Raw genomic sequence first — 23,146 nt, forward strand, 5'->3', positions numbered from 1 at the left:
CGCATCGGACATGGGCGAGGAAAAAAAGCATAAGCCGGCTTTGTTGAAAATGTTGGAAGAAACCGAACAGAATATTATAAAATATGGCGTGCAGGTTTATGATATTTTCGGTACAGACTATTCTCCTCCGTTCGCCTACAGTATCGGCTTGTTCGAGACCTATGGTCATCCTGAGATCATCTGCTTTGGGTTGCCCGAAAAGCTGTGTGGGCAGATCGTTCATGATGTTGCGAAACTGATCAAAGACGGGAAACGCTTTCACGCGGGTGATATCACATTAGAGATATTTAAAAACTCTGAGGCGGTTTTCTTAGCCGTTGACGAGAGGAATATTGGTGATTATTTACTGCACGCTACAGCTTATTACGGCGATGAGAAATTTAATGCGTTACAATTAGTTTGGGCTGATAGAAACGATAAATTCCCTTGAGAAGAAGGATTTGAAGAAGAGATCAAGTATGACCAACCCCTCTTAGATAGGAATGCTGATTTTAAATTTAGAGAAGAGAAAAATGTTGCGACGATAACTACCCGACAGTTTATCGAACAAGGTATGCCGGTATTGACTGTTGCTCACAGCGCCGACGGAACTTGGCAGTTTTTAGCTGCTAATCCATCAACAGATAACGCAACGGTAGTAACCTTAGAACACATCATACAAAGAGATAATACGTTAAACCAAGTGTTTGATCTGGAATATGGCGAAATGGCGAGAAGGGAGCACATCGGCGGCCCATGGACCCGCGAGAAGTTTGAAGAGGAAGACGAAGAAGAGGACGATGAAATATGACCAACATCAACCCACCCACCGATTTTTAACTCCTTTTAACAACTTTAACTATATCGCCCCCTATAACAACTTTAACTATTTTAATTTAACTTTGCAGGATGCAATTTAAAGCCAGCGATATCAGTTTGCTGCTCAACGGTACTGTTGAGGGTGATCCGTCTGTGGTGGTTAGCCGGCTGGCTAAGATTGAAGAGGGTACCGCGGGAAGCTTATCTTTCCTTGCAAATCCTAAATACGAACACTTTTTGTACACTACCGATTCATCGGTTGTGATCGTTAATAACGAGCAGGTTTTGACCGCCCCTGTTAAGGCTACGCTGATCAGGGTAGAGAATGCTTACAGTGCATTTACCGCTCTGCTTAACCAGTATAGCGCTATCCGTTTGAATAAAAGCGGCGTAGAGCAGCCAAGCTTTGTGCACGAGTCGGCTACGATCGGTAAGAATGCTTATATCGGTGCCTTTGCCTATATCGGCCAGGGTGTTACCATGGGCGATAATTGCAAGATCTACCCTAATGCTTACATTGCCGATAACGTTACGCTGGGAAATAATGTCACACTTTTCCCCGGCGTTGCTATCTATTTCGATTGCGTGTTGGGTAATAATGTAACCATACATTCGGGTACGATAATTGGTGCTGATGGTTTTGGTTTTGCGCCAAATCCGGATGGTAGTTATACCAAGATCGCGCAGATCGGTAACGTGGTCATTGAGGATGATGTAGAGATAGGTTCTAACACAACTGTCGACCGTGCTACCATGGGTTCGACCGTCATCCGTAAGGGTGTTAAGCTGGATAACCTGATCCAGATCGCGCATAATGTGGAGATAGGTGCTAATACTGTAATCGCTGCGCAAAGCGGGATATCGGGTAGCACTAAGATCGGTGAGCGTGTATTAATGGGCGGCCAGGTCGGGGTGGTCGGGCACATCACAGTTGCTAACGGCACGCAGGTGCAAGCGCAATCGGGAGTGAACAAAACGCTGACCGAAGAAGGTAAAAAATGGATGGGTTCGCCCGTAATGAAATATGCCGATCACATGCGATCGGTAGTAGTGACCCATCGCCTGCCTGAGTTGGAACGCAAGGTGCAGGAACTGGAAAAGCTAATTAAGGAACTAACGGCTAATAAAGAAGCCTAATAAAAACAACTATCAGACTTGTCGGGCGACCGGCAGGGTGAGGTGAATATGAACGTAAAACAAAGAACTATCAAAGCTCCGGTATCCGTATCGGGCACAGGTTTGCACACAGGCGAGAAGGTTGTCATGACCTTTAACCCTGCCCCGGATAACCATGGTTACAAATTCAGACGTGTTGACGTAGCGGGGCAACCCATTATTGATGCCGACTGCGATAACGTGACCGATACTTCACGCGGTACCACCATAACTCAAAATGGTGCAAGCGTGAGCACTGTAGAGCACGTGTTAGCTGCCTTGGTTGGTCTGGAGATAGATAATGTGCTGATCGACATAGACGGACCGGAGACACCGATCATGGATGGTAGTTCGATACAATTTGTTGATGTGCTGTTAGAGGCGGGTACTGTTGACCAGAATGCCGACCGTGAATATTACCATATCCCTTACAATATCCACTATACCGAAGCTGACCGTAAGGTAGAGATGGTTGCCATGCCGTTAGACGATTATCGTTTCACTTGTATGGTGGATTATAATTCGCAAGTGTTGGGTAGTCAGCACGCCAGTATCTCTACCATTGGCGAGTTCAAAAAAGAGATCGCGAGCTGCCGTACCTTCTGCTTTTTGCACGAGTTAGAGATGCTGTTAAAGCATAACCTGATCAAAGGTGGCGATATCAACAACGCGATCGTAGTAGTTGATAAACCGGTAAGCCCCGAAGAACTTAGCCACTTAGCTAAAATATTTAACCGCGAAGAGATACAGGTTGCCCCTCAGGGAATCCTGAACAATATAGAATTACGCCATCAAAATGAACCGGCACGCCACAAGTTGCTGGACATGATCGGCGACTTAGCCTTAGTTGGTGTTCCGTTGCGTGGCCATATTATGGCGGCACGCCCGGGTCACGCGGCTAACGTAGCGTTCGCAAAGAAAATTAAAGCGCTCATCAAAAAAGAACGCAGCCGTAAACACGTAAAAGTTTACGACCCTAACATGACGCCGGTATACGATACCGTGCAGATCATGAAGATATTGCCTCACCGTCAGCCAATGCTGTTGGTAGATAAGATCCTCGAATTATCTAAGAGCCATGTAGTTGGTTTAAAGAACGTGACCATGAACGAGGACCTGTTTATGGGCCACTTCCCGGGTACACCTTTATTCCCGGGTGTGTTACAGATAGAGGCTATGGCGCAAACAGGCGGCATCCTGGTATTGAACACCGTTCCGGATCCTGAAAATTATATTACCTTGTTCCTTAAAATAGAGAACGCCCGCTTTAAAGATAAAGTGGTTCCCGGCGACACCCTGATATTCCATTGCAATTTGTTAGCGCCTATCCGCCGTGGTATAGCGCAAATGAAAGGCGTGGGCATGGTAGGCTCGCGCGTGGTAGTAGAGGCCGAACTGATGGCACAAATTGTAAAGAAAGATAAATCAGCTGAATAATGATCCAACCCTTAGCATATATCCACCCACAGGCACGTATTGCCGAAAACGTAGTGATAGACCCTTTTGTGACCATCCATAAGGATGTTGAAATTGGTGAAGGGACCTGGATCGGATCTAACGTAACCATTATGGATGGTGCCCGTATCGGTAAAAATTGCCGTATTTTCCCGGGTGCTGTTATATCGGCCAATCCGCAAGATCTTAAGTATAAAGGCGAGAACACGCAGGTGATCATTGGCGATAACACTACCATCCGCGAATGTGTGACCATTAACCGTGGTACTAACGACCGGTTCAAGACCGAAGTTGGCAGCAACTGCCTGATCATGGCTTATTGCCACATCGCGCATGATTGTTTGGTGGGTAATAACTGTATCTTCAGTAATAACACTACGCTTGCAGGTCACATCACTGTTGGTGATAACGTGGTATTGGCGGGCATGGTGGCTATACACCAATTTGTTAAGGTAGGTTCGCATGCTTTTGTTACCGGTGGTTCATTGGTACGTAAGGATGTCCCTCCTTATGTTAAAGCAGCCCGCGAGCCGCTTTCGTACGCCGGCATTAACTCGGTAGGTTTGCGCCGCCGCGGTTTCAGCGAAGATAAGATCAACGAGATACAGGATATCTACCGTACCCTGTTCGTTAAAAACAATAACGTGACCAAGGCTATCGATATCATCGAGGCCGATTTCCGTCCAACGCAAGAACGCGACGAGATCCTGAACTTTATCCAAAGCTCGCAACGCGGTATCATGAAGGGGTTCGGGAATAACTAATTAGTCGATAGTCCATAGACCATAGTCCATAGTAATACTATTGGCTTCAGTTCATGGACTATGGACCATGGACCATGGACCAAAAGATCAGCATATCTCTTCAAGGCGTCGGCCGCCGCTTCAACCGCGAGTGGATATTTCGCGGGGTGGAGCAGACGTTCGTTAGCGGCGAGAGTTATGCTATCCTCGGGCCTAACGGATCTGGGAAATCTACATTACTGCAAGTGCTTAACGCGAGTTTGGCACCATCGGCAGGTACCATCAGCTTTACACTTAACGATGATAAATTAGAGGCTGAGTATGTGTTCAAACACATCGCTTTGGCTGCTCCGTATATGGAGGTGATAGAGGAGTTCACCCTGTCCGAGATGATCGACTTCCACTTTAAATTCAAGAACTATCTATCCGGTATCGGTCGCGCCGAGGTGATCGCTTTGTTGGGAATGGAAACATCTAAAGATAAACTGATCCGCTACTTCTCATCGGGGATGAAACAGCGTTTAAAATTGGCGCTTGCCTTTTTTGCTGATACGCCTATCCTGATGCTGGACGAACCGACATCTAATTTGGATAATCAAGGGATTGATTGGTATCTGAGTTTGATCCAACGTTACGCTGCCGGTCGCTTGTTGATCGTTTGCTCCAACCAGGAGCATGAGTACAGCTTCTGCCATCATCAGTTGCGGATATCGGACTATAAGCAAAGCTGATTATACGGACGCAGTCGTGCTTTTATAGTATTTTCATCAAATTCAGGGCTCTTCGGTCGTCGTAACTCCTGGTAACTCTTTGCATTTCGGCAGGTCATTTTCAAATGTTGAGACATCTATTACTTTGATCTCTTCCTGCACTTGACCATTAACTACTGATAGCGTTATTTTTGAATATTTGTACCCGCTGCCTTCAATAAGATCTTTTTGCAACCATATTACCTGGTCTGCATTTCCCGGTAGACATTTCCCATAGAACATCCGTGACTCGAATACAGTACTTCCATTTACAATATCGGTCATCCCGCCTGGATAACTATATCTAACCTGCTCTGCTTCGCCTTTCATCGGTCCGTCATCGGGTGACCACACGTATATTGATATATTTGCGTCGCACTCTTTACATTGACGTCCTGCCAATATCAAAAAAGGTGCTTTTGTACCGGCACTAAGCTGACCAATGTACTCCAGATCATACAGGTTGGTTGTGAAGCTCTTATTGTTTTTGAAATAGACCTTTTGATCAGCTATGTTTTTAAATATCCATTGGTCGTTTGTAGCGAGAGGTCTTCCAACACTATCAGTGATAGTATCAGGTTTTTGCTGATTAGTATTATTAGACCGTTGCCTGCAGGCGCTCAAGGTCAATGGCAAAGCCATAAATAATAATTGATATAGCGTTACCTTTTTCATTTCAACAACTGGAATATAAAAGATACATAGTTAGCGTAAACAGTCCTTTTTCTAAAACGCGGTAATTCTTATCGCTTCTTAAAGTGAAGAGTCTGTTTCGATCGCGACTTTTGCTTCACACCGTTCACATCTATTTCAAAGGTCAGATCATGGTGTAGTATCAGGTCCGTTTCGGTCAACATTTTGATAGGCTCTTCGAGCGAGTACGCGTCAGCGACTGTAACACCATTATTTGTAACGGCCGGGAAATGCAACGTAAGGCTCTTACTATCTATACCGTAAGTGATCTTAGCCTGCAGTGTAGTGCCAAAATATTGCGATGCTGAACCGTCCGCGCTAAATTCATAAAATTCATCAGTTGGGCCTGTTTGCGAATCTTCCACAACCACTCCGTTCGAAGTTAATAAGGTGGTATCTGCAAACATTTGCCACCTGCCTACGATCAGTTTGCGGTATTTATCGCCGGTAAGGTCGGTGTTTTTTGGGTTGCCTTTGCTACAGCCTAAAATATTCAGGCCGATCAACGCGCAGCAAGCAATAAAGAATAGGTTTTTCATATCATCAACTTTACTGCAAAAGTAACACATTGTTCTTTAATTATATAAGCAGGGCTAAGCCATTTATTCTACTTTTCTGCAACTGGATCTGATCTGTCGGACAAATTTGCTATCTTTCCCATTCTGATACATTACTAAACCTATAATGAAAAAAATAACACTCGCCTCACTGGCGATCCTTACCACTACCTTATCATTCGGACAAGCCAAACTGATCGAAAAGGTCACCAAAAAAGGCGGCGAACTGATTATCCCTTACGAGAAATATGTACTGCCCAACGGTCTAACGGTGATCCTACACGAGGACCATTCAGATCCTGTCGTCCACGTAGATGTTACCTATCATGTTGGTTCCGCGCGCGAGCAGATCAACAAGTCGGGCTTTGCGCATTTTTTTGAGCATATGATGTTCGAGGGGTCGGATCATGCACTAAAAGGTACGCACGATAAGATCACCATCGGGAATGGCGGCACCAACAACGGCACAACCAACCGCGACCGCACCAATTACTACGAGACAGAACCGAAGAACGTTTTAGAGCAGACCCTGTGGCTGGAAGCCGACCGGATGGGTTTCCTGCTGGGGCAGGTAACTCAGGAACGTTTTGAGGTACAACGCGCAACGGTAAAGAACGAGCGCGGACAAAAGGTAGACAACCGTCCTTACGGTTTAACAAGCGAGTACACTTATAAAAACCTGTATCCATACGGTCACCCGTACTCGTGGCTCACGATAGGATACATGGAAGATCTGGACCGCGCCAATGTGAACGATCTTAAGAATTTCTTTTTACGATGGTACGGTCCTAATAATGCTACCTTAAGCATCGGCGGTGACATTAACCCGGCAGCTACCGTAAAGATGGTAGAGAAGTATTTTGGCGCCATACCCCGTGGCCCGGCGGTAACACCGGTAAAAGTGCCTGCCGTGTCGCTGGCCGGTAACCGATATGTGTCTTATACAGATAATTACGCCCGTGTGCCTTTACTGTCTATCATGTACCCTACTGTGCCTAATTACGATAAAGATATGGTGGCGTTAATGTGCCTTGCGCAGGTGTTAGGCAAAGGTAAAAACTCGGTACTATATCAAAACCTGGTGAAGAAACAACTGGCTTTGGATGCCACTGTCGATAATATCTTTGCCGAACTATCGGGCGAGCTTAGTGTGATGCTGTTCCCCTTGGGAAATAAGACCTTAGCCGAAATGGAGGAACTTTACAACCAGGCTTTGACCGAGTTTGAAAAACGCGGCATCACCGATGACGACCTGGAGAAATTTAAAGGCAGCGCCGTAAGCGATCTGGTGTCTGACCTGCAGAACGTCTCGGGCAAAGTATCAAGGCTGGCTCAATACCAAACCTTTACAGGTAACCCTAACAAGATCAAAGGTATTTTAGAAATGTACAACTCGCTTACCAAGGCCGATGTGATGCGGGCATATCATACCTACATTAAAGGCAAAGGAGCGGTGATCGTAAGCGTACTGCCCAAAGCCGGCAATATAGCCCCGGCCAAGCCCGATAATTTTACTATTGACCAAACTAAATACACCGCGCCCGATTATGGCTACGATAAACTAACTTATAAAAAAGCGTCAGACAACTTTGATCGCCGGGTTACGCCGCCGTTGCAGGCCGTACCGGTAGTTAAGGCACCGGTGGTTTGGCAAAAACAGATCAGCGGCGCTAAAGTGATCGGCATTAACAATGCCGAGGTGCCGATGGTGAATATATCTGTCACCATCCCCGGCGGGCGTTTGTCTGATGCTAAAGATCTGTCCAAAGCAGGCGTTGCGGCCGTATTTGCTTCGATGATGCGCGAGGATACCAAAAATTACACGGCAGAACAAATGGCTGTGGAATTGCAAAAATTGGGCAGTACGTTAACTATAGTAAGTGGGGTTGACGGTACGCAATTCTCTATCTGGTCCTTAAAGAAGAACCTGAGTAAGACCATGGCTTTGGTGCAGGAGCGTTTGCTCAACCCTAAATTTACTCAGGAAGCTTTCGACAGGCAAAAGCAACAAAGGCTGGGCGCGTTCAAACAACAAAAAGGCGAGCCTTCGGCTATTGCCCCGGCGGTGTTCGATAAGATCAATTTTGGCGCCAATAATATCTTAGGTTTGCCTGCCGCCGGTACCGAAAAAACGGTCGCCAACATCACCCTGGCCGATATTGAGCAGCATTATAAAGACCATATCACCGCTGCCGGCGCCAGGATAATTGTAGTTGGCGATATTAACGAAACCGAAGCCGAAACCCAATTAGCGTTCTTAAATAAACTGCCTAAAACCAAAGTGGTAGTGGCAGCACCTGCACCGGCTATCCCGGTAACTAAAACCAAGATCTATATGGTAGATGTACCCAAGGCAGCCCAAACGCAATTTTTGGTAGGTTATGCCAACGGTTTAACATTTAGTCCGGTAGGCGAATCTTATGCTATCGATCTGGCCGATTATCCTATGGGCGGTTCGTTCACCGGAAGATTAAATACCTATATGCGCGAAACCAAGGGCTGGACCTACGGGGCAAGCAGCGGTTTCGGTAACGACCTGTACAGTGGCAAGTATCAGTTCAACGCAGGCATCAGGGCGGCATCTACCGATAGCGCTTTAGTTGCCCTGATAGATCAATACCGCGAGTATAGTAAAACCGGACCAACTGCTGATGAACTGACCTTCCTTAAAAAGGCCATGGGGCAAAGCGAGGCGTTAAGGTACGAGGCCCTTTATCAAAAAGCTAATTTTGCATCGCAGATGTTAACTTACAACCTGCAACCTAATTATCTGGAGCAACAAGCCGCCCAATTAAAAGGAGCGACATCGGCACAGCTGAAGGCCATTGCCAACAAATACATGGATATTGATAAGATGAACATCTTGCTGGTCGGCGATAAAGCCCGCATACTGCCCGAGTTACAAAAGCACAATTACGAGATAGTAGAACTGGATGTTGACGGTAACCCGGCAAACTGATCCGCCATATTTTAAACCAACAAACCTTGCTTTCAACAGCAGGGTTTTGTTATTTTAGAGGGTATGAGACCGATAGCCTTGTTGTTTATACTGACCCTGTCATCATGCACGGTGACGAGGGAGAAGTTAGTAGGGAGGTATAGCTATTGTCCGGCGTTTGAGATCTGTGCCGATCTTCAGTTGCATAAGGATAGTACATTTGTTTACAATAGTGGGATAGGCGAGCTTGTTTTGGCCGAAGGATACTGGACTATCCAAAAAAAAGAGCTTTTGTTAATGAGTTCTTCTGAACCACTGGTCAGTTTTGAGAAGGTAAGTACTCCCGGGACGACTTTGCATGTGATAGCTGATCCCGACATGCCTTTGCCCGGGGCAATCATCAATTTTTATAAAAATGCTCAAGTGACGAAAGTTACCTCGGATATCAGGGGGATGGCACTTGCGCCGGTTTCAAACCCCGACAGCATCGTGGTTCAAAATTTGGGCTATCAGCGGGCGCTAATTATTCCTCCAACTGATGTAAATTGTATCGATGTAAAACTGAAATATGCTATGGTGATAGCCTTTGATAAAATGCTATGGAAGGTCCGTGGTAAAAAGTTGATCCCTCCCAGATCTAACAACGGAATGAAGTTACACTATTTAAAAAAACAGAGGTCAGGAGATCTTTAAAGAGCATCCCTCGTAAACTAAGTCCTTGATTATTTACCGATAACTAATTAAGTTTGCCCTTCAATAAAAATTATGGCTAAGGCATCAGATATCAAGAACGGAAATATCCTGCGCTTTAACGGCGAGTTGGTTCAGGTAGAAGAATTTATACACCGTACACCGGGTAACTTGCGCGCATTTTATTCGGCACGTATGCGTAACGTTAAAACCGGCAAACTGGTAGAGTACCGTTTCCGTACCGACGAAGAGGTGAGCATTGCCCGCGTAGAGACCGGCGACTACCAATACCTGTACGAGGATGGTAACGACCTGGTAGTAATGAATAACGAAACCTACGAGCAATACAACGTGCCTAAATCTTTATTTGGTAACGGCATCAAATTCCTGAAAGAAGGTATGAATGTGATCGTTGCTTTCGAAAGCGATGAGCCGATCATGGGTTCGACACCTAACTCGGCCGAGTTGGAGGTTACCTACACCGAGCCAGCTGTAAAAGGCGATACATCAAGCGGTGCCATGAAAAAAGCGACTGTGGAGACCGGCGCCGAGATCAACGTGCCATTGTTCATCAACCAGGGCGATAAGATCAAGGTTGATACCGCAACCGGCGCTTATGTAGAGCGTGTAAAAGCTTAATTCAAGTTTGTAATGATATAAGAAAGGCTTCTCAATGTTTGGGAAGCCTTTCTTGTTAACTAACTTTACCTAACCACACCGTCATTGCTTCGTTCCTCGCAATGACGTGCGTGTTTATTGCTGCTTTATGACCAAATCTCAACTCCGAATCGAATACCTCGCCAAACGCCGTCAACTAACAGGCGATGAATACGCATTGCTCAACAATGGCCTACTTAAACAATTCCAGCAATTAGATCTGACAGAGGTCAACACCATCCATCTTTTCCTCCCGATCATCGAGAATAATGAGCCGAACACTCACCTTATTCGTAACAGTTTAAAAGAAACCCAGCCGCATATCAAGGTCGTTTTCCCTAAAACGGATTTTGCTACTCTGAGGATGAAAAGCTATGCCGATGACACCGAGCTGATCATAGAAAAGAACAGCTACAATATCCCCGAACCGGTATCAGGCAACGAGGTCGGTATCTATCAAATAGACATGGTCATTCTACCCATGTTGGTATTTGATGAGCAGGGCTACCGCGTTGGTTACGGCAAAGGTTTTTACGACCGCTTTTGTGCGCAATGCAAACCAGGTATCAAATTTATAGGCTTGTCGCTGTTCGATGCGGTAAAGTGCATCCAAGACGTTAACCAATACGATGTACGGATGCACGCTTGCCTAACTCCGACAGGAAATTGGGACTGGAACAAGTAGTTTAAAGTTATAACGATAGTTAATATTTCTGGATAGCCGTTTTTTTAAGTAACTGATTATCAGATACTTGAAATATTGTCATTTCGAATTATGTTAACCTTTGTTAACCTTCGGCGGGCTCCAGGATCACAGATCCTTTATTCCCCCTTTAGGGGGTTAGGGGGCTACAGGATACAATTCCAACAATACCGGGCAATGATCCGAATGCCTGGCCTCGGGCAGTATCGCCGCGCGTTTAATGCGTGGTTCCAGTTCCTTACTGGCCATGGTATAATCTATCCGCCAGCCCAAATTCTTAGCGCGGGCATTGGCACGGAAACTCCACCAAGTGTAGTTATGCGGTTCTTTATTCAAATGACGGAAAGTATCGATAAAACCCGACTCGATGAATTGCTCCATCCACTCGCGCTCCTCGGGTAGAAAGCCTGATGAGTTGGCGTTGGATTTTGGGTTATGTATATCGATAGCGCGGTGGCAAATATTGTAATCACCGCAGATCACCAAATTGGGGTGTGTCACTTTTAGCAAGGTTAGGTATTTGCCAAACTCATCTAAAAAGCGGTACTTAAATACCTGACGCTCGTCGCCGCTAGATCCTGATGGGAAGTAGACACTCATGACGGACACATCCTCAAAATCGACACGGATATTGCGGCCTTCGCGGTCAAAATCGGCAATGCCGCAGCCGTATTCTACGTGCTTAGGTGTTTGTTTACACAGGATAGCGGTACCGCTGTAACCTTTCTTTTCGGCCGGGAACCAGTAATGTTGATAGCCCAGGGCTTCGACCAAATGCAGGTCGGTCAGTACATCCGGGCTGGCTTTGATCTCTTGCAGGCATACCACATCGGCATCCGTTGCCTGTAGCCAGGCTAACCAGTTCTTATTTATTGCGGATCGTATCCCGTTAACGTTATAAGTAATTATTTTCATTTGCCCCCTAACCCCCTAAAGGGTTTTTTTTTTGTTTTAGTTCCTTTAATTTTCTCTTCGCAATGTAGCTGCTTCCCCTTTAAGGGGGCTGGGGGGCTATATCCCCAGCAACTTATCCATTTGCTTGCATTCGCTCTTTTTCAACAACTCCACGGTCATGCGCACATCTTCCACCGGTCGGTCGGCTTTGGCGGTCTTTACACCGGCTATGCGGTCGACCATTTCAATACCTGAAACTACCTCGCCGTAAACGGTGTAGCCATGGTCTAGTTGAGCGGTACCACCTACCGTGCGGTACCAGGCCCGTTGCGATTCGGGTATCTTAAATCCTTTCAAACGACCTTGCTCTAATACATTCATGGCCGAATCTGTCAATCGTTTACCCTGAACGATGTAGAATTGTGTCGAGCTTGATGCTTTCTCAGGATTATTATCCCTTGCGGCTGCCAGTACACCTTTTTTATGGAACAGTGAGTCGTTGAACTCGGCCGGGACGGTGTATTTCAATCCCCCCTCGCCTAAAGCCTCGCCGGGTTTGGCGTTCTTAGAGTCGGGGTCGCCGCCTTGTATCATGAAATTTTGTATCACACGATGGAAGAGTGTTTGGTTCAGCACACCGTCCTTGGTCAGCTTGATGAAGTTATCGCGGTGCTTGGGTGTTTCGTTATACAAGCGGATAATGCACTGCCCGTAGGTGGTCTTGATGCGCACATATTGGTTCTTGGGCGGCTTGGCGAAGGCCGTTGCAGTGCCGATAAAAAGGATAAATGACAGGGTAAAAAGTCTCTTCATATTATGGGTATCAGTTCGATATTTAATTATTCGGTAAAATAAGTTGTTTTTGCCAATAGGATCATCTAAATTTAAAATTCTCAAACTCATCTTATTATGGAATTAAAACACCTGATCCTTGCTGCCCCGTTAGCTATAGCTATGCCGGCATTGGCGCAAACCACAAGCCACCTTACTGTTACGCCCGCAGCCGCGCGCCCGGGACAGACCGTTGAGCTTACTTACGACCCTACCGGTACCAAATTAGACAAACAGACCGACATTAAGGGCATCGCTTATTTCTTTAACGCCAAACGCGCTTACGCTGCCGATGATGTAGATCTTAAAAAATCGGGCAATGTATGGAAGGCTAAACTGACCATCCCTGATACCGTTGTGTTAGCAGGCATACGCCTGAGCAGCGAAAAGGCCGAAGCCAGCGATAATAACGACGATAAAGGTTACATCATCTCTGTAGTTGATGCTGCGGGCAAACCGGTAAAAGGCACTCAACTGGCCGAAGGTTTCCTTAACCAGTCTTACGGAGGCATGATTGGCATGAAACAAAATGTAGCGGCAGCATTAAAATTGTACGATGCCGAATTGGCCACTTTCCCTGAAAGCATCAGCGGTTTCCAAAGCTTCTACAACAGTGCCCTTCTGCAAACAAAAGCGACCGAAAGATCAGCTACGTTTAAAAAGCAGATACTGGCCGATTTTAGCAAACCTACCACTACCGAGGCCGATCAGGTAGCTATTGCAAGCGTTTTTGCTGCTAACAAAGCTGTCTCTGATTCGCTAACCAAGATCGCGGTTGCCAAATATCCAAAAGGCACTATGGCGGCAAACAGCGCCACAACACCGATCCTGCGCGAGGCTGATCCTGCTAAAAAAGAGGAACTGTTCAAAACAGCTAAGATCAGCACTGCTTTCACTCCTGCACAGGCCGATAACATCCTGCTTAATATCGCTTACACCTATATTAATAAGAAAGACTATGCAAGCTTTCAACGAGTTATCGATCAGGTTACTGACAAACGCTTGACCCCGGTTTACCTCAACATTGCCGCTAAAGGCGTGCTCGAATCAGGCACCGACCTTGCCCTTGCCGAAAAAATGACCAAGCAAGCTATAGATGTGGTCGAGTCGTTTAAAACTAACCCTCCGGCTTACATCACTCAGGCCGCCCCGTCACAAAGGGCCGACCAGTTGAAAACCAATTTTGTAAGCTATGCTGATACCTATGCACAGATCTTATTTAAGCAAGGTAAAGTAGCCGAGGCGCTTGAATACCAGCAAAAAGTTGCTGATGTGCGCAAAGGCGCTATGCCTGATGCTAACGAGCACCTGGTAACCTACCTTGCTGCTAATGGCAAACACAAAGAGGCCCTGCAAAAAGCCGAAGGCTTTATTAAAGATGGCAAATCGACCGCTAAAATGAAGGAAGAGGTTAAAGCCATCTACACTAAAGTTAAAGGCAGCGATGCAGGTTACACTGCTTACCTGAGCGGCTTAGAGGCCGTAGCTTACACAACTGCTAAAGCCGACATCTCTAAAAAGATGATCAACCTGAAAGGCGCTGGCTTTGCTTTGAAAGATCTGGAAGGCAAAGAAGTTAGCCTGGCCTCGTTAAAAGGTAAAGTAGTAGTGGTTGATTTTTGGGCTACCTGGTGCGGTCCTTGCAAGGCATCTTTCCCTGGTATGCAAAAAATGGTGACCAAGTATAAAGAAGACCCGAACGTAAAATTTGTATTTATCGACACTTGGGAGACCGACGCTAAGAAAGAAGAATTGGTGACCAAATTTATAGCCGATAACAAATACACTTTCCACGTATTGTACGATACCGAAAAGAAAGATGCTAAAGGCAAATACGATGTGGTAGATGCTTACGGTGTGGAAGGTATCCCAACCAAATTCGTGCTGGATAAAGAAGGTAACATCCGCTTTAAGTCGGTAGGCTACGGCGGTAACGACGAAGCTTTGGTTACCGAGATGAGCATCATGATCGATCTTGCCGGCAATCCGGGACAAGTGACCGCCAGCTTAAAAGAATAGCAGATCAGTTAATCACTTATAAACCTCAACCTAAAAGGCCCCGCGTATTGCGGGGCCTTTTGCTTATGCGTACATTTCTTCGAGGTAGGCTATGATGAGCGACTTGATCGTCATCTCCTGCTCCAGCAGGGTATAATTGGGGATGGGGTTAACCAGTTTCCAGTGCGGCCAGCCGTCCTGATCCTGTCCTTCCAATTCGTAAAAACCCATCATACTGAATAGTTTGCAGTTGGCAATATGCATCAGCTCTTCCTTTTGGCGCTTGCTGAATTTGCCCGGCCCCTTACCCAGTTCCTGTACGCCGATGAGGAATAGCATCACCTTGATATCGGGTGTATCCGAATCAAAGTCCTCCGCAATGCGGCCTTGCCATTCCTTCCATTTGGTGTTTATTTCGGCAGGTGTCATGGCGTAAAGATAGGAGGTTTATTAAGGAAGTCGAAATGCGGAAGTTCAAATGCGAAATGAAGGAAATGTGAAAATGGCATTCCAGCAAATTGGCATTATTGCCCACTCATGTTCATGCGTGAACACGAGGTACCCAAAAATGTAACTTGCTGACCATCATCACTAAAAATCAAACCCGTGAACAAAGTCAGGATGAACATAAATGTAAAATGCTGATTATCAGTGCTAAATTTTGACCCCTAAAAATTGCCGTGAACATGCCCGTGAACAACAATTTGCCTTCCTCACATCTGTTTTTAACAAAAAGCCTACGCCAGATCAACACAGCCTTGATAATTTCTTATGATATTTGACCCATTGACCACAGAGGAACAAAATTTATGAGCATACAAAAGATCGGCTGGATAGGCTTGGGCAATATGGGCAACCCCATGGTGAAAAACCTGGTAAAGGCCGGGTTTGAGGTAACCGTTTATAACCGCACCAAAGCAAAGGCCGAAGCCCTGCAAAAAGAGGTCAATATCGAGGTCGCTAACTCTATCACCGAGTTACTGATCGACAGTGATGCCATCATCACCATGCTTACTGACGATAACGCCTTGACCGAAGTTTATACCGGTGACCAGGGTATTTTAGCCAACCTCACCGATAAAAAATTCCTGGCGATAGATATGAGCACCGTATCGCCGGAAACGACTAAAAAGCTTTCTCGATCAGCTGCCGATAAAGGCATCAGTTATATAGATGCCCCGGTATCCGGCTCCGTGAAACCGGCTGAGGACGCCCAGCTGATCATTATGGCAGGCGGAGAAAAAGCCGACTTCGAGGCGGCGCAGCCGATCTTTGGCGCTTTAGGTAAATTGAGTTTACACTTAGGGGCGAATGGAGCGGGCAACAATGCCAAGCTTGCGATCAACCTATTCCTGGCCATCACTATTCAGGGGTTAAGCGAGGCGCTGGTTTTCGCGCAGGATAATGGCATCGACCCAACAAAATTTTTAGATATCGTGAACAACGGCGCGGTGGGCAGCGGCATCACCAAGATCAAATCGCCTATGATATTGAACGATGACTTTAAAGCCGCCTTCGCGCTGAAACTGTTAGCCAAAGACCTGCGGTTGGCTGCCGCAGCAGGTATGAAACACCCTGCCGGGATAGCCGTTGCCGAAAGCTTTGACCAAGCCGAAACCGCGGGGCTGGGCGATCTGGATATGATGGCTATCATTAAACATTTGGGTTACCAAAACTGATCACAACCCTGAGTTTTGTTACTCATTTAAGTAACATTTTTCTTGTTGACTTTTGCTTAAAAATCAATAGTTTTAAACGGGAACTTAAAACACTGAACGCTGGTAAAACTTACCGGAATAAAACGTAATGGGGCTATATCATCTATTTAAGCAGCAGGTAGTTCAAGATCCTGACGCCGCTGCCCTAATTTATAAGGATAGTAAAACTACTTATCAGGAACTGAGCAATAGTGTAGATGCACTCGCCGACACCATCATCGCCAACACCCCTAAGGCCGATGTAGTGGGCATCAGCGCGTCGCGGTCGGCGCATACCATTATTGGTATCATGGCTTTAATCAAGGCCGGCAAAACTTATTTGCCGCTGGATGCCTCGTACCCTGCCGACAGGTTAAAAAACATCATCGAAGATTCCGGTATCGACACCGTGCTGGCCGCCGAAGACGAGCAGGATCTTTTCAGCGAGTTAGGTTTAGAGGTGATCGCCACGGATATGGAGTATGGCGACGAGGAGTTTGAGGACTTCCCCGCCACCGGCGATCCGGGTTATGTGCTGTACACCTCCGGCTCCACAGGCAAGCCAAAAGGCGTTCGCATGGGCGGCACGGCTTTGGTCAATTTGCTCAACTGGCAAAAAAAGCATTCTGCATCTGCTCCGGGTTTCAATACCCTGCAATATGCCCCGCTTACATTCGACGTTTCTTTTCAGGAAATATTCGCTACGCTGACCACCGGCGGCACCTTGTTTTTAATAGCTGACGAAGCGAGGTTAGACCCATCGGAACTGATCCGATTTATTGATACGCATTCCATCAACCGCATCTTCCTGCCATTTGTTGCTTTGCAATATCTGGCCGAAGCTGCCGATAGCTATACTTTTGCCAACGCGAGTTTACAGGAAGTGATGACCGCGGGCGAGCAACTGAAGATCACCCCGCAGATCGTTAAGCTGTTCCAAAGCTTGCCGCAATGCAAGCTCTTTAACCAATACGGTCCAACGGAAAGCCATGTGGTGACCCAACTGGAATTGACCGGCGATCCGCAAAGCTGGCCTGCCCTGCCTTCCATAGGTAAACCAATAGACAATACCGGGATACTGATCTTGAACGAGCAATTGCAACCCGTTGCCGATGGCGAAACGGGCGAGCTGTTCATCAGCGGGATCTGCCTGGCCGATGGCTATCTGAATAACCCCGACCTGACCGCCGAACGTTTCTTTGTGGCCGATATTAATGGCGATGCTAAACGCGTTTACAAAAGCGGCGACATTGCTCGCGTACTGCCCGATGGCAACATCGATTATTTAGGCAGGACCGATACCCAGGTAAAGATCCGCGGTAACCGTGTAGAGCCTGCCGAGATAGAGGTGTTGCTGAACCAAGCCCCCGGCATTCAACAGGCTGTTGTAGTTGCCAAAGCCTACCATGGCGATAGCAAACGCCTGATCGCTTACCTGATCAGCGACGGAGGTGAGGATACCGCCGCCATTAAACATTACATTGCCGATAAAGTACCTGATTACATGGTGCCATCGGCATTTATTTGGGTGCAGGACTTTCCTCAAACCAGCAGTGGTAAGATAGACCGTAATGCCCTCCCTAACCCTGTACTGCAAAGACCTGACGGTGCTGTGCTTTACAGCGCACCAGCAACCCTGACCCAAAAACGACTGGCCGAAATATGGGCGGACATGCTCCTGATCGACCGCATCGGCATCGACGATAACTTTTTTGATCTGGGTGGCAACTCCTTGCTGGCGATCAATACAGCTACCCGCTTACGGTCGCAATATGGCATTGCGTTACCGGTGACGAAGATCTATCAATATCCTACCATCGCGGGCATCGCCTCAGCTATAGATGGTTCAGATCAGCCCGGTATCGCTGTCAGCAACAAGAAAGAAAAACATAGCAATGGCAATATCGCCATCATTGGCATGGCCGGTAAATGGCCGGGTGCCGAGACGGTTGCCGAGTTTTGGGATAACCTGAAGAACGGCATTGAGACCACCAGCTTTTTCAGCAAAGATGAACTGGATCTCAACATCCCCGACAAGATCAAGAATGATCCGGCCTATGTAAAAGCACGCGGCGTGTTGAAAGATCCCGGCGCTTTTGATGCAGGGTTCTTTAGTATCGTTCCGCGTTTGGCGCAACTGATGGATCCGCAGCAGCGGGTGTTTTTAGAGATAGCTTACGAGGCTTTAGAGTCTGCCGGGCATCTGCCGCAACATTTTAAAGGACTGGTAGGCGTTTACGCGGGCACTAACAACAATACATATTACTACAATAATGTCCTCACCAATTCCGATCAGGTCAGCTCGGCCGGGGCTTTCCAGGTGATGACATTGAACGAGAAAGATTACGTAGCTACCCGCACTGCCTACGAGCTGAACCTGAAAGGCCCGGCGGTGAGCGTTTACTCGGCTTGCTCTACATCTTTATTGGCAGTAGCACAGGCGGTAGATGCTTTACGCGATGGGCAATGTGATGTGGCTTTGGCTGGTGGTGTGACTATATCATCGCCTGTAAAAAGCGGTCACCTTTACCAGGAAGACGCGATGTTAAGCAAGGACGGGCACACCCGCACCTTTGACGCGCAAGCGACCGGAACGGTATTTAGTGATGGGGCAGGCGTAGTCCTTTTAAAACCTTTAGCCGCTGCCGAGGCAGATGGCGATACCATCTATGCCGTCATCAAGGGCAAGGGTGTTAATAACGATGGCCATAGCAAAGGCAGCTTCAGCGCGCCAAGTGTGAGCGGACAAGCAGGAGCGATCCGTTCGGCCATCCAGGATGCGGGTGTTGAACCGTCGGACATCAGCTATATCGAGGCACATGGCACCGCTACACCACTCGGCGACCCGATAGAAATAGACGGTCTTAAAATGGCCTTCGGCAAAACGGAGGAGAAGCAATATTGCGCCATCGGTTCGGTAAAAAGCAACTTCGGTCACCTTACGGCTGCCGCCGGTGTAACCGGGCTGATCAAGACATCACTGTCGTTATACAACAAACAACTGATCCCGACGCTGAACTTCAGCGAACCAAATCCGGCTATCGACTTTGTTGATTCGCCGTTCTATGTTAATACCGAATTAAAGGATTGGGATAGCAAGGGTACCCGCACCGCCGGCATCAGTTCTTTTGGCGTTGGTGGCACTAACGTGCATGTGGTACTGCAAAGTCACGAGCATGAGGCGCAACCATCGGGTCCGTCACATCCTGCGCAATTGTTCACCTTTTCGGCCCGTACCAAAACCAGTTTAGATAATTACGCGCTTAAGCTGGCCGCGCATCCGATAGGTGATCTGGCCGATGCGGCTTACAGCCTGCAAACTACCCGTGGCCTGTTCAACGAGCGCCGTTTTGAGGTGGCTACTGACAGGGCAGATCTTCAAAATAAACTACGGGATCCAAAGTCGCTCCGCCAAAAAACTTTACGCGAGAAGGCTACCGAAGTGGTATTCTTGTTCCCGGGGCAAGGTTCGCAATTCGCGGGTATGGGTAAGACTTTTTACGATGCCGAACCTGTGTTTAGAGATGCGGTCGACGAATGTGCCGAGATCATCAGGAAACATGTGGGGATCGACATTGTAGACGTACTCTACGGCGAGGACAGCAAGGAATTGCTGAGCATCGCCCTGTATATCCAGCCGGCCATCTTTGTGATAGAATATGCCACCGCTAAACTGTGGATGAGCTGGGGCATTAAACCTGCCGCTTTCCTTGGCCATAGTTTGGGCGAGTTCGCATCAGCGCACCTGTCGGGGATCATGAGCCTGGAGGATACGCTGATGTTGCTGACCGCCCGTGCGCAAATGATCCATGATCTGCCGCATGGCAAAATGCTGGCCGTAAGGCTGACCGCCGATGAACTGAAAGAAGTGCTGCCTGAGAACCTTTCTATAGCCGCGCACAACAGTCCAAAATTAAATGTGGTATCGGGTCAGACCGAACTGGTTGAGGCTTTTGCAGACCTATTGGCAGAAGAGGGCATCGCCTCGATGGCTTTAAATACCAGCCATGCCATGCACTCGGCTATGGTGGATCCGATCGTTGGGCCTTTCCGCGATCTGGTAGCGACCGTTAAATTATCACCGCCAAGGATCCCGGTCATCTCATCAATGACGGGTAAATGGCTAAGCGAGGCCGACGCGCTGGACCCCAACTACTGGGCTACCCAAATGCGTGAGCCCGTGGCCTTTGTTGGGGCTTTGCAGACCGCCAACGATGAGCCGAACCGTTTAATGTTAGAGTGCGGACCGGGGAATATTTTGTCCAATTTGGCCAAGGGGCAGGTAGACCGTACCAAAGAACAATTGATTCTTCCGGGTTTAACTGACAACGTAGAGTTGTCATACATCACTATTTTGAATAGTTTGGGATACCTTTGGCTGTATGGCATCGAGTTTGCACCTGCATTGTTATATGCAGGTCAGCAACGCCGCAGGATCCCCCTTCCCTCATACGCGTTCGACCATCAAAACTATTGGATAGCTCCGGGCAAACTGACCTCCTCCCCGGCAGCCGAAATTGTGGAAACACCGACTGAAACTAAAGAAACACCAACTCCTGCTCCATTAATGAGAACAGTATTATTGTCCCAAAAGATAAAAGAGATATTTGAAGACGCGTCCGGCATTGCAATGGACACCGTGCCCGACAATATGACGTTCGCCGAAGCCGGTTTCGACTCGCTTTTACTGACGCAGATAGCGCTTCAACTTAAAAAAGAATTTAGTGTGCCGGTAACTTTTCGCCGTATGTACGAGGAGTACAACACGGTGGAACTATTGGCTCAGCATCTGGATGCGGCCCTGCCTGCAGGTGCTTATGCGTCGGCGCCGGCGGTTGCTCCGGTGGTTACGGCAGCGATACCATCGGTAGGTCAAAGTCCGCTGGATCTGATCACGCAGCAAATGCAGGCACTGGCGCAACAGGTTGCTATGTTGCAGAACGCTAACACAGCCGCTGCCCCGGTAGCCGTCCCTGCTCCGCAGCCAGGCATCACGTTAAGACCAGAAGCTGACCTATCGCCCGAAGAGCAGATCGAGGTTAAAAAACCTTTCGGCGCTACGGCAAGGATAGAAAGACAAGGTACAGACCTGAGCGATGAGCAAAAAGCTTTCATCAGCAACCTGACCATTACTTATAATTCGCGCACCAAAAGTAGTAAGGCCTACACCCAAAAACACCGCGACGGCATGGCCGACCCGCGTGTGGTAAGCGGTTTCCGCCCGCAGACCAAGGAGTTGGTTTACCCGTTAGTGGTAGATCGCTCGCAAGGCAGCCGCGTTTGGGACATAGATGGTAACGAATACGTGGACGCGCTGAATGGTTTTGGCTCTAACTTTTTAGGCTATAACCCGCCGTTCCTGAAACAGATATTCCTGGATCAGATAGAGCGTGGTTACGAGATAGGTCCGCAGCACATTTTAGCGGGCGAGGTTTCTGAACTGATCAATGAGTTTACCGGATTTGAGCGTTCAGCCTTGTGTAATACAGGATCGGAAGCAGTGCTTGGCGCGATGCGTATGGCACGTACGGTAAGCGGTCGCTCGCTGATCGTGGCTTTTGCCGGATCTTACCATGGTATCATCGATGAGGTGATCATCCGCGGAAGCAAAAAATTAAGGTCGATACCGGCCGCGCCGGGCATATTGCCTGAGGCGGTTCAAAACATGCTGATCCTGGATTACGGTACGGATGAGTCATTGGCGATCATTAAACAACGCGCGCATGAGATCGCGGCCGTAATGGTAGAGCCGGTGCAAAGCCGTCGCCCGGAGTTCCAACCTGTAGAGTTCCTGAAACAATTACGTCAGGTAACTAAGGATGCCGATGTGGCCCTGATCTTTGATGAGGTGATCACCGGGTTCCGTATGCACCCGGGTGGCGCGCAGGCCTTATTCGGTATCAAAGCTGATATCGGCACCTATGGTAAAGTGATCGGCGGTGGTATGCCAATAGGCGTGATCGCCGGCATACCGCAATACATGGATGCTTTAGATGGCGGCACCTGGCAATATGGCGATGCTTCTGTTCCGGAGGCCGGGGTTACCTATTTCGCGGGCACGTTCGTCCGTCACCCATTGGCATTGGCCGGCGCTAAAGCCGTGCTGACGCATCTAAAAGAGCAAGGCCCCGAACTGCAACAGAACATCAACACCTTAGCCAAAACGTTGGCCGATAGCCTGAACGAGATCTGCGAGCGTTATGAGTTGCCGGTCTACATCGCGCAGTTCGGTTCGTTATGGAAGATCAAGTTCAAATACGAGATGCCTTACGGCGAGCTACTGTTCACGCTGATGCGCCATAAAGGTATCCATATTTGGGATATCTTCCCATGCTTCCTGACTGCGGCACACACCATTGATGATGTGGAAATGATCATCGAGAAATTTGAGGAAAGTGTGACCGATATGATGGTGGGCGGATTTTTTGCAGCACCAACAAGTAAAAATGATACACCTGCAAAACCTGTAGTGACCGATCAGGCTCCTGCCCCCGAGGCAAGGCTTGGCCGAGACAGGGACGGCAACCCGGCCTGGTTCATCCCTGATAAGGATAACCCGGGTAAATATTTGCAGATACAAAAATAGAC

General features: G+C 47.8%; 18 protein-coding genes. 13 read left to right on the forward strand and 5 right to left on the reverse strand.

Going from position 1 to position 23,146, the window contains the following annotated elements; genetic code table 11:
* Positions 1–10 precede the first annotated feature (10 nt).
* The 6 genes from IRJ16_RS22925 (at position 11) to IRJ16_RS15860 (ending at position 4,882) form a co-directional block, all read left to right on the forward strand.
* Positions 11–430: a DUF4262 domain-containing protein gene (locus IRJ16_RS22925; RefSeq protein ID WP_228080235.1), complete on the forward strand. Its 420-nt coding sequence runs from the start codon at positions 11–13 to the stop codon at positions 428–430.
* 123 nt (positions 431–553) lie between these two features.
* Positions 554–790, forward strand: a complete 237-nt coding sequence (locus tag IRJ16_RS22930; RefSeq protein WP_228080237.1) for a hypothetical protein — start codon at positions 554–556, stop codon at positions 788–790.
* Between the two features lie 98 nt (positions 791–888).
* Positions 889–1,935 carry a UDP-3-O-(3-hydroxymyristoyl)glucosamine N-acyltransferase gene (gene lpxD / locus IRJ16_RS15845; RefSeq protein ID WP_194112595.1) on the forward strand — a complete coding sequence of 349 codons (1,047 nt, stop codon included), beginning with the start codon at positions 889–891 and terminating at the stop codon, positions 1,933–1,935.
* A 48-nt stretch (positions 1,936–1,983) separates the two neighbouring features.
* Positions 1,984–3,390, forward strand: coding sequence for a bifunctional UDP-3-O-[3-hydroxymyristoyl] N-acetylglucosamine deacetylase/3-hydroxyacyl-ACP dehydratase (locus tag IRJ16_RS15850; RefSeq protein WP_194112596.1), 1,407 nt, complete (start codon positions 1,984–1,986; stop codon positions 3,388–3,390).
* Positions 3,390–4,172, forward strand: a complete 783-nt coding sequence (lpxA, locus tag IRJ16_RS15855; RefSeq protein ID WP_194112597.1) for an acyl-ACP--UDP-N-acetylglucosamine O-acyltransferase — start codon at positions 3,390–3,392, stop codon at positions 4,170–4,172. The genes IRJ16_RS15850 and lpxA overlap by 1 nt, the downstream gene beginning before the upstream one ends.
* A gap of 53 nt (positions 4,173–4,225) precedes the next feature.
* On the forward strand, positions 4,226–4,882 hold the full coding sequence (locus IRJ16_RS15860) for an ABC transporter ATP-binding protein (RefSeq protein WP_228080238.1): 657 nt from the start codon (positions 4,226–4,228) through the stop codon (positions 4,880–4,882).
* Between the two features lie 42 nt (positions 4,883–4,924).
* Here IRJ16_RS15860 and IRJ16_RS15865 read toward each other — a convergent pair whose 3' ends face one another.
* Positions 4,925–5,575 (reverse strand): hypothetical protein, encoded by a 651-nt coding sequence (locus IRJ16_RS15865; protein ID WP_194112598.1) that lies wholly within the window; start codon positions 5,573–5,575, stop codon positions 4,925–4,927.
* Positions 5,576–5,643: 68 nt separating this feature from the next.
* Positions 5,644–6,132, reverse strand: a complete 489-nt coding sequence (locus IRJ16_RS15870; RefSeq protein WP_194112599.1) for a hypothetical protein — start codon at positions 6,130–6,132, stop codon at positions 5,644–5,646.
* Between the two features lie 145 nt (positions 6,133–6,277).
* Here IRJ16_RS15870 and IRJ16_RS15875 point away from each other — a divergent pair, with 145 nt between their 5' ends.
* The 4 genes from IRJ16_RS15875 to IRJ16_RS15890 all read left to right on the forward strand — a co-directional run bounded on the left by IRJ16_RS15875 (position 6,278) and on the right by IRJ16_RS15890 (position 11,120).
* Positions 6,278–9,109, forward strand: a complete 2,832-nt coding sequence (locus IRJ16_RS15875) for a M16 family metallopeptidase (RefSeq protein ID WP_194112600.1) — start codon at positions 6,278–6,280, stop codon at positions 9,107–9,109.
* A 63-nt stretch (positions 9,110–9,172) separates the two neighbouring features.
* Positions 9,173–9,781, forward strand: coding sequence for a hypothetical protein (locus tag IRJ16_RS15880; RefSeq protein ID WP_194112601.1), 609 nt, complete (start codon positions 9,173–9,175; stop codon positions 9,779–9,781).
* Between the two features lie 72 nt (positions 9,782–9,853).
* Complete coding sequence (gene efp / locus IRJ16_RS15885; RefSeq protein ID WP_194112602.1) at positions 9,854–10,417, forward strand: elongation factor P; 564 nt, start codon at positions 9,854–9,856, stop codon at positions 10,415–10,417.
* Positions 10,418–10,544: 127 nt separating this feature from the next.
* On the forward strand, positions 10,545–11,120 hold the full coding sequence (locus IRJ16_RS15890) for a 5-formyltetrahydrofolate cyclo-ligase (protein WP_194112603.1): 576 nt from the start codon (positions 10,545–10,547) through the stop codon (positions 11,118–11,120).
* 156 nt (positions 11,121–11,276) lie between these two features.
* Here the strand turns inward: IRJ16_RS15890 and IRJ16_RS15895 are convergent, their stop codons facing one another.
* Both IRJ16_RS15895 and IRJ16_RS15900 read right to left on the reverse strand, forming a co-directional pair.
* Positions 11,277–12,053, reverse strand: coding sequence for an exodeoxyribonuclease III (locus tag IRJ16_RS15895; RefSeq protein ID WP_194112604.1), 777 nt, complete (start codon positions 12,051–12,053; stop codon positions 11,277–11,279).
* Positions 12,054–12,149: 96 nt separating this feature from the next.
* Positions 12,150–12,845 carry a peptidylprolyl isomerase gene (locus tag IRJ16_RS15900; protein WP_194112605.1) on the reverse strand — a complete coding sequence of 232 codons (696 nt, stop codon included), beginning with the start codon at positions 12,843–12,845 and terminating at the stop codon, positions 12,150–12,152.
* 96 nt (positions 12,846–12,941) lie between these two features.
* Between IRJ16_RS15900 and IRJ16_RS15905 the strand changes: the two genes are divergently transcribed.
* Entirely contained in the window at positions 12,942–14,882 is a 1,941-nt protein-coding gene (locus tag IRJ16_RS15905; RefSeq protein ID WP_194112606.1) for a TlpA family protein disulfide reductase, read from the forward strand.
* Positions 14,883–14,945: 63 nt separating this feature from the next.
* Here the strand turns inward: IRJ16_RS15905 and IRJ16_RS15910 are convergent, their stop codons facing one another.
* Positions 14,946–15,290 (reverse strand): hypothetical protein, encoded by a 345-nt coding sequence (locus IRJ16_RS15910; RefSeq protein ID WP_194112607.1) that lies wholly within the window; start codon positions 15,288–15,290, stop codon positions 14,946–14,948.
* A gap of 380 nt (positions 15,291–15,670) precedes the next feature.
* On the opposite strand from IRJ16_RS15910, the gene IRJ16_RS15915 reads away from it, so the two are divergent.
* Together IRJ16_RS15915 and IRJ16_RS15920 are read left to right on the forward strand one after the other, a co-directional pair.
* Entirely contained in the window at positions 15,671–16,540 is an 870-nt protein-coding gene (locus IRJ16_RS15915; RefSeq protein WP_194112608.1) for an NAD(P)-dependent oxidoreductase, read from the forward strand.
* Positions 16,541–16,667: 127 nt separating this feature from the next.
* Positions 16,668–23,144 carry a polyketide synthase gene (locus IRJ16_RS15920; RefSeq protein ID WP_194112609.1) on the forward strand — a complete coding sequence of 2,159 codons (6,477 nt, stop codon included), beginning with the start codon at positions 16,668–16,670 and terminating at the stop codon, positions 23,142–23,144.
* Positions 23,145–23,146 lie beyond the last annotated feature (2 nt).

The sequence above is a fragment of the Mucilaginibacter myungsuensis genome (assembly GCF_015222005.1).
GTDB classification, from domain to species: domain Bacteria; phylum Bacteroidota; class Bacteroidia; order Sphingobacteriales; family Sphingobacteriaceae; genus Mucilaginibacter; species Mucilaginibacter myungsuensis.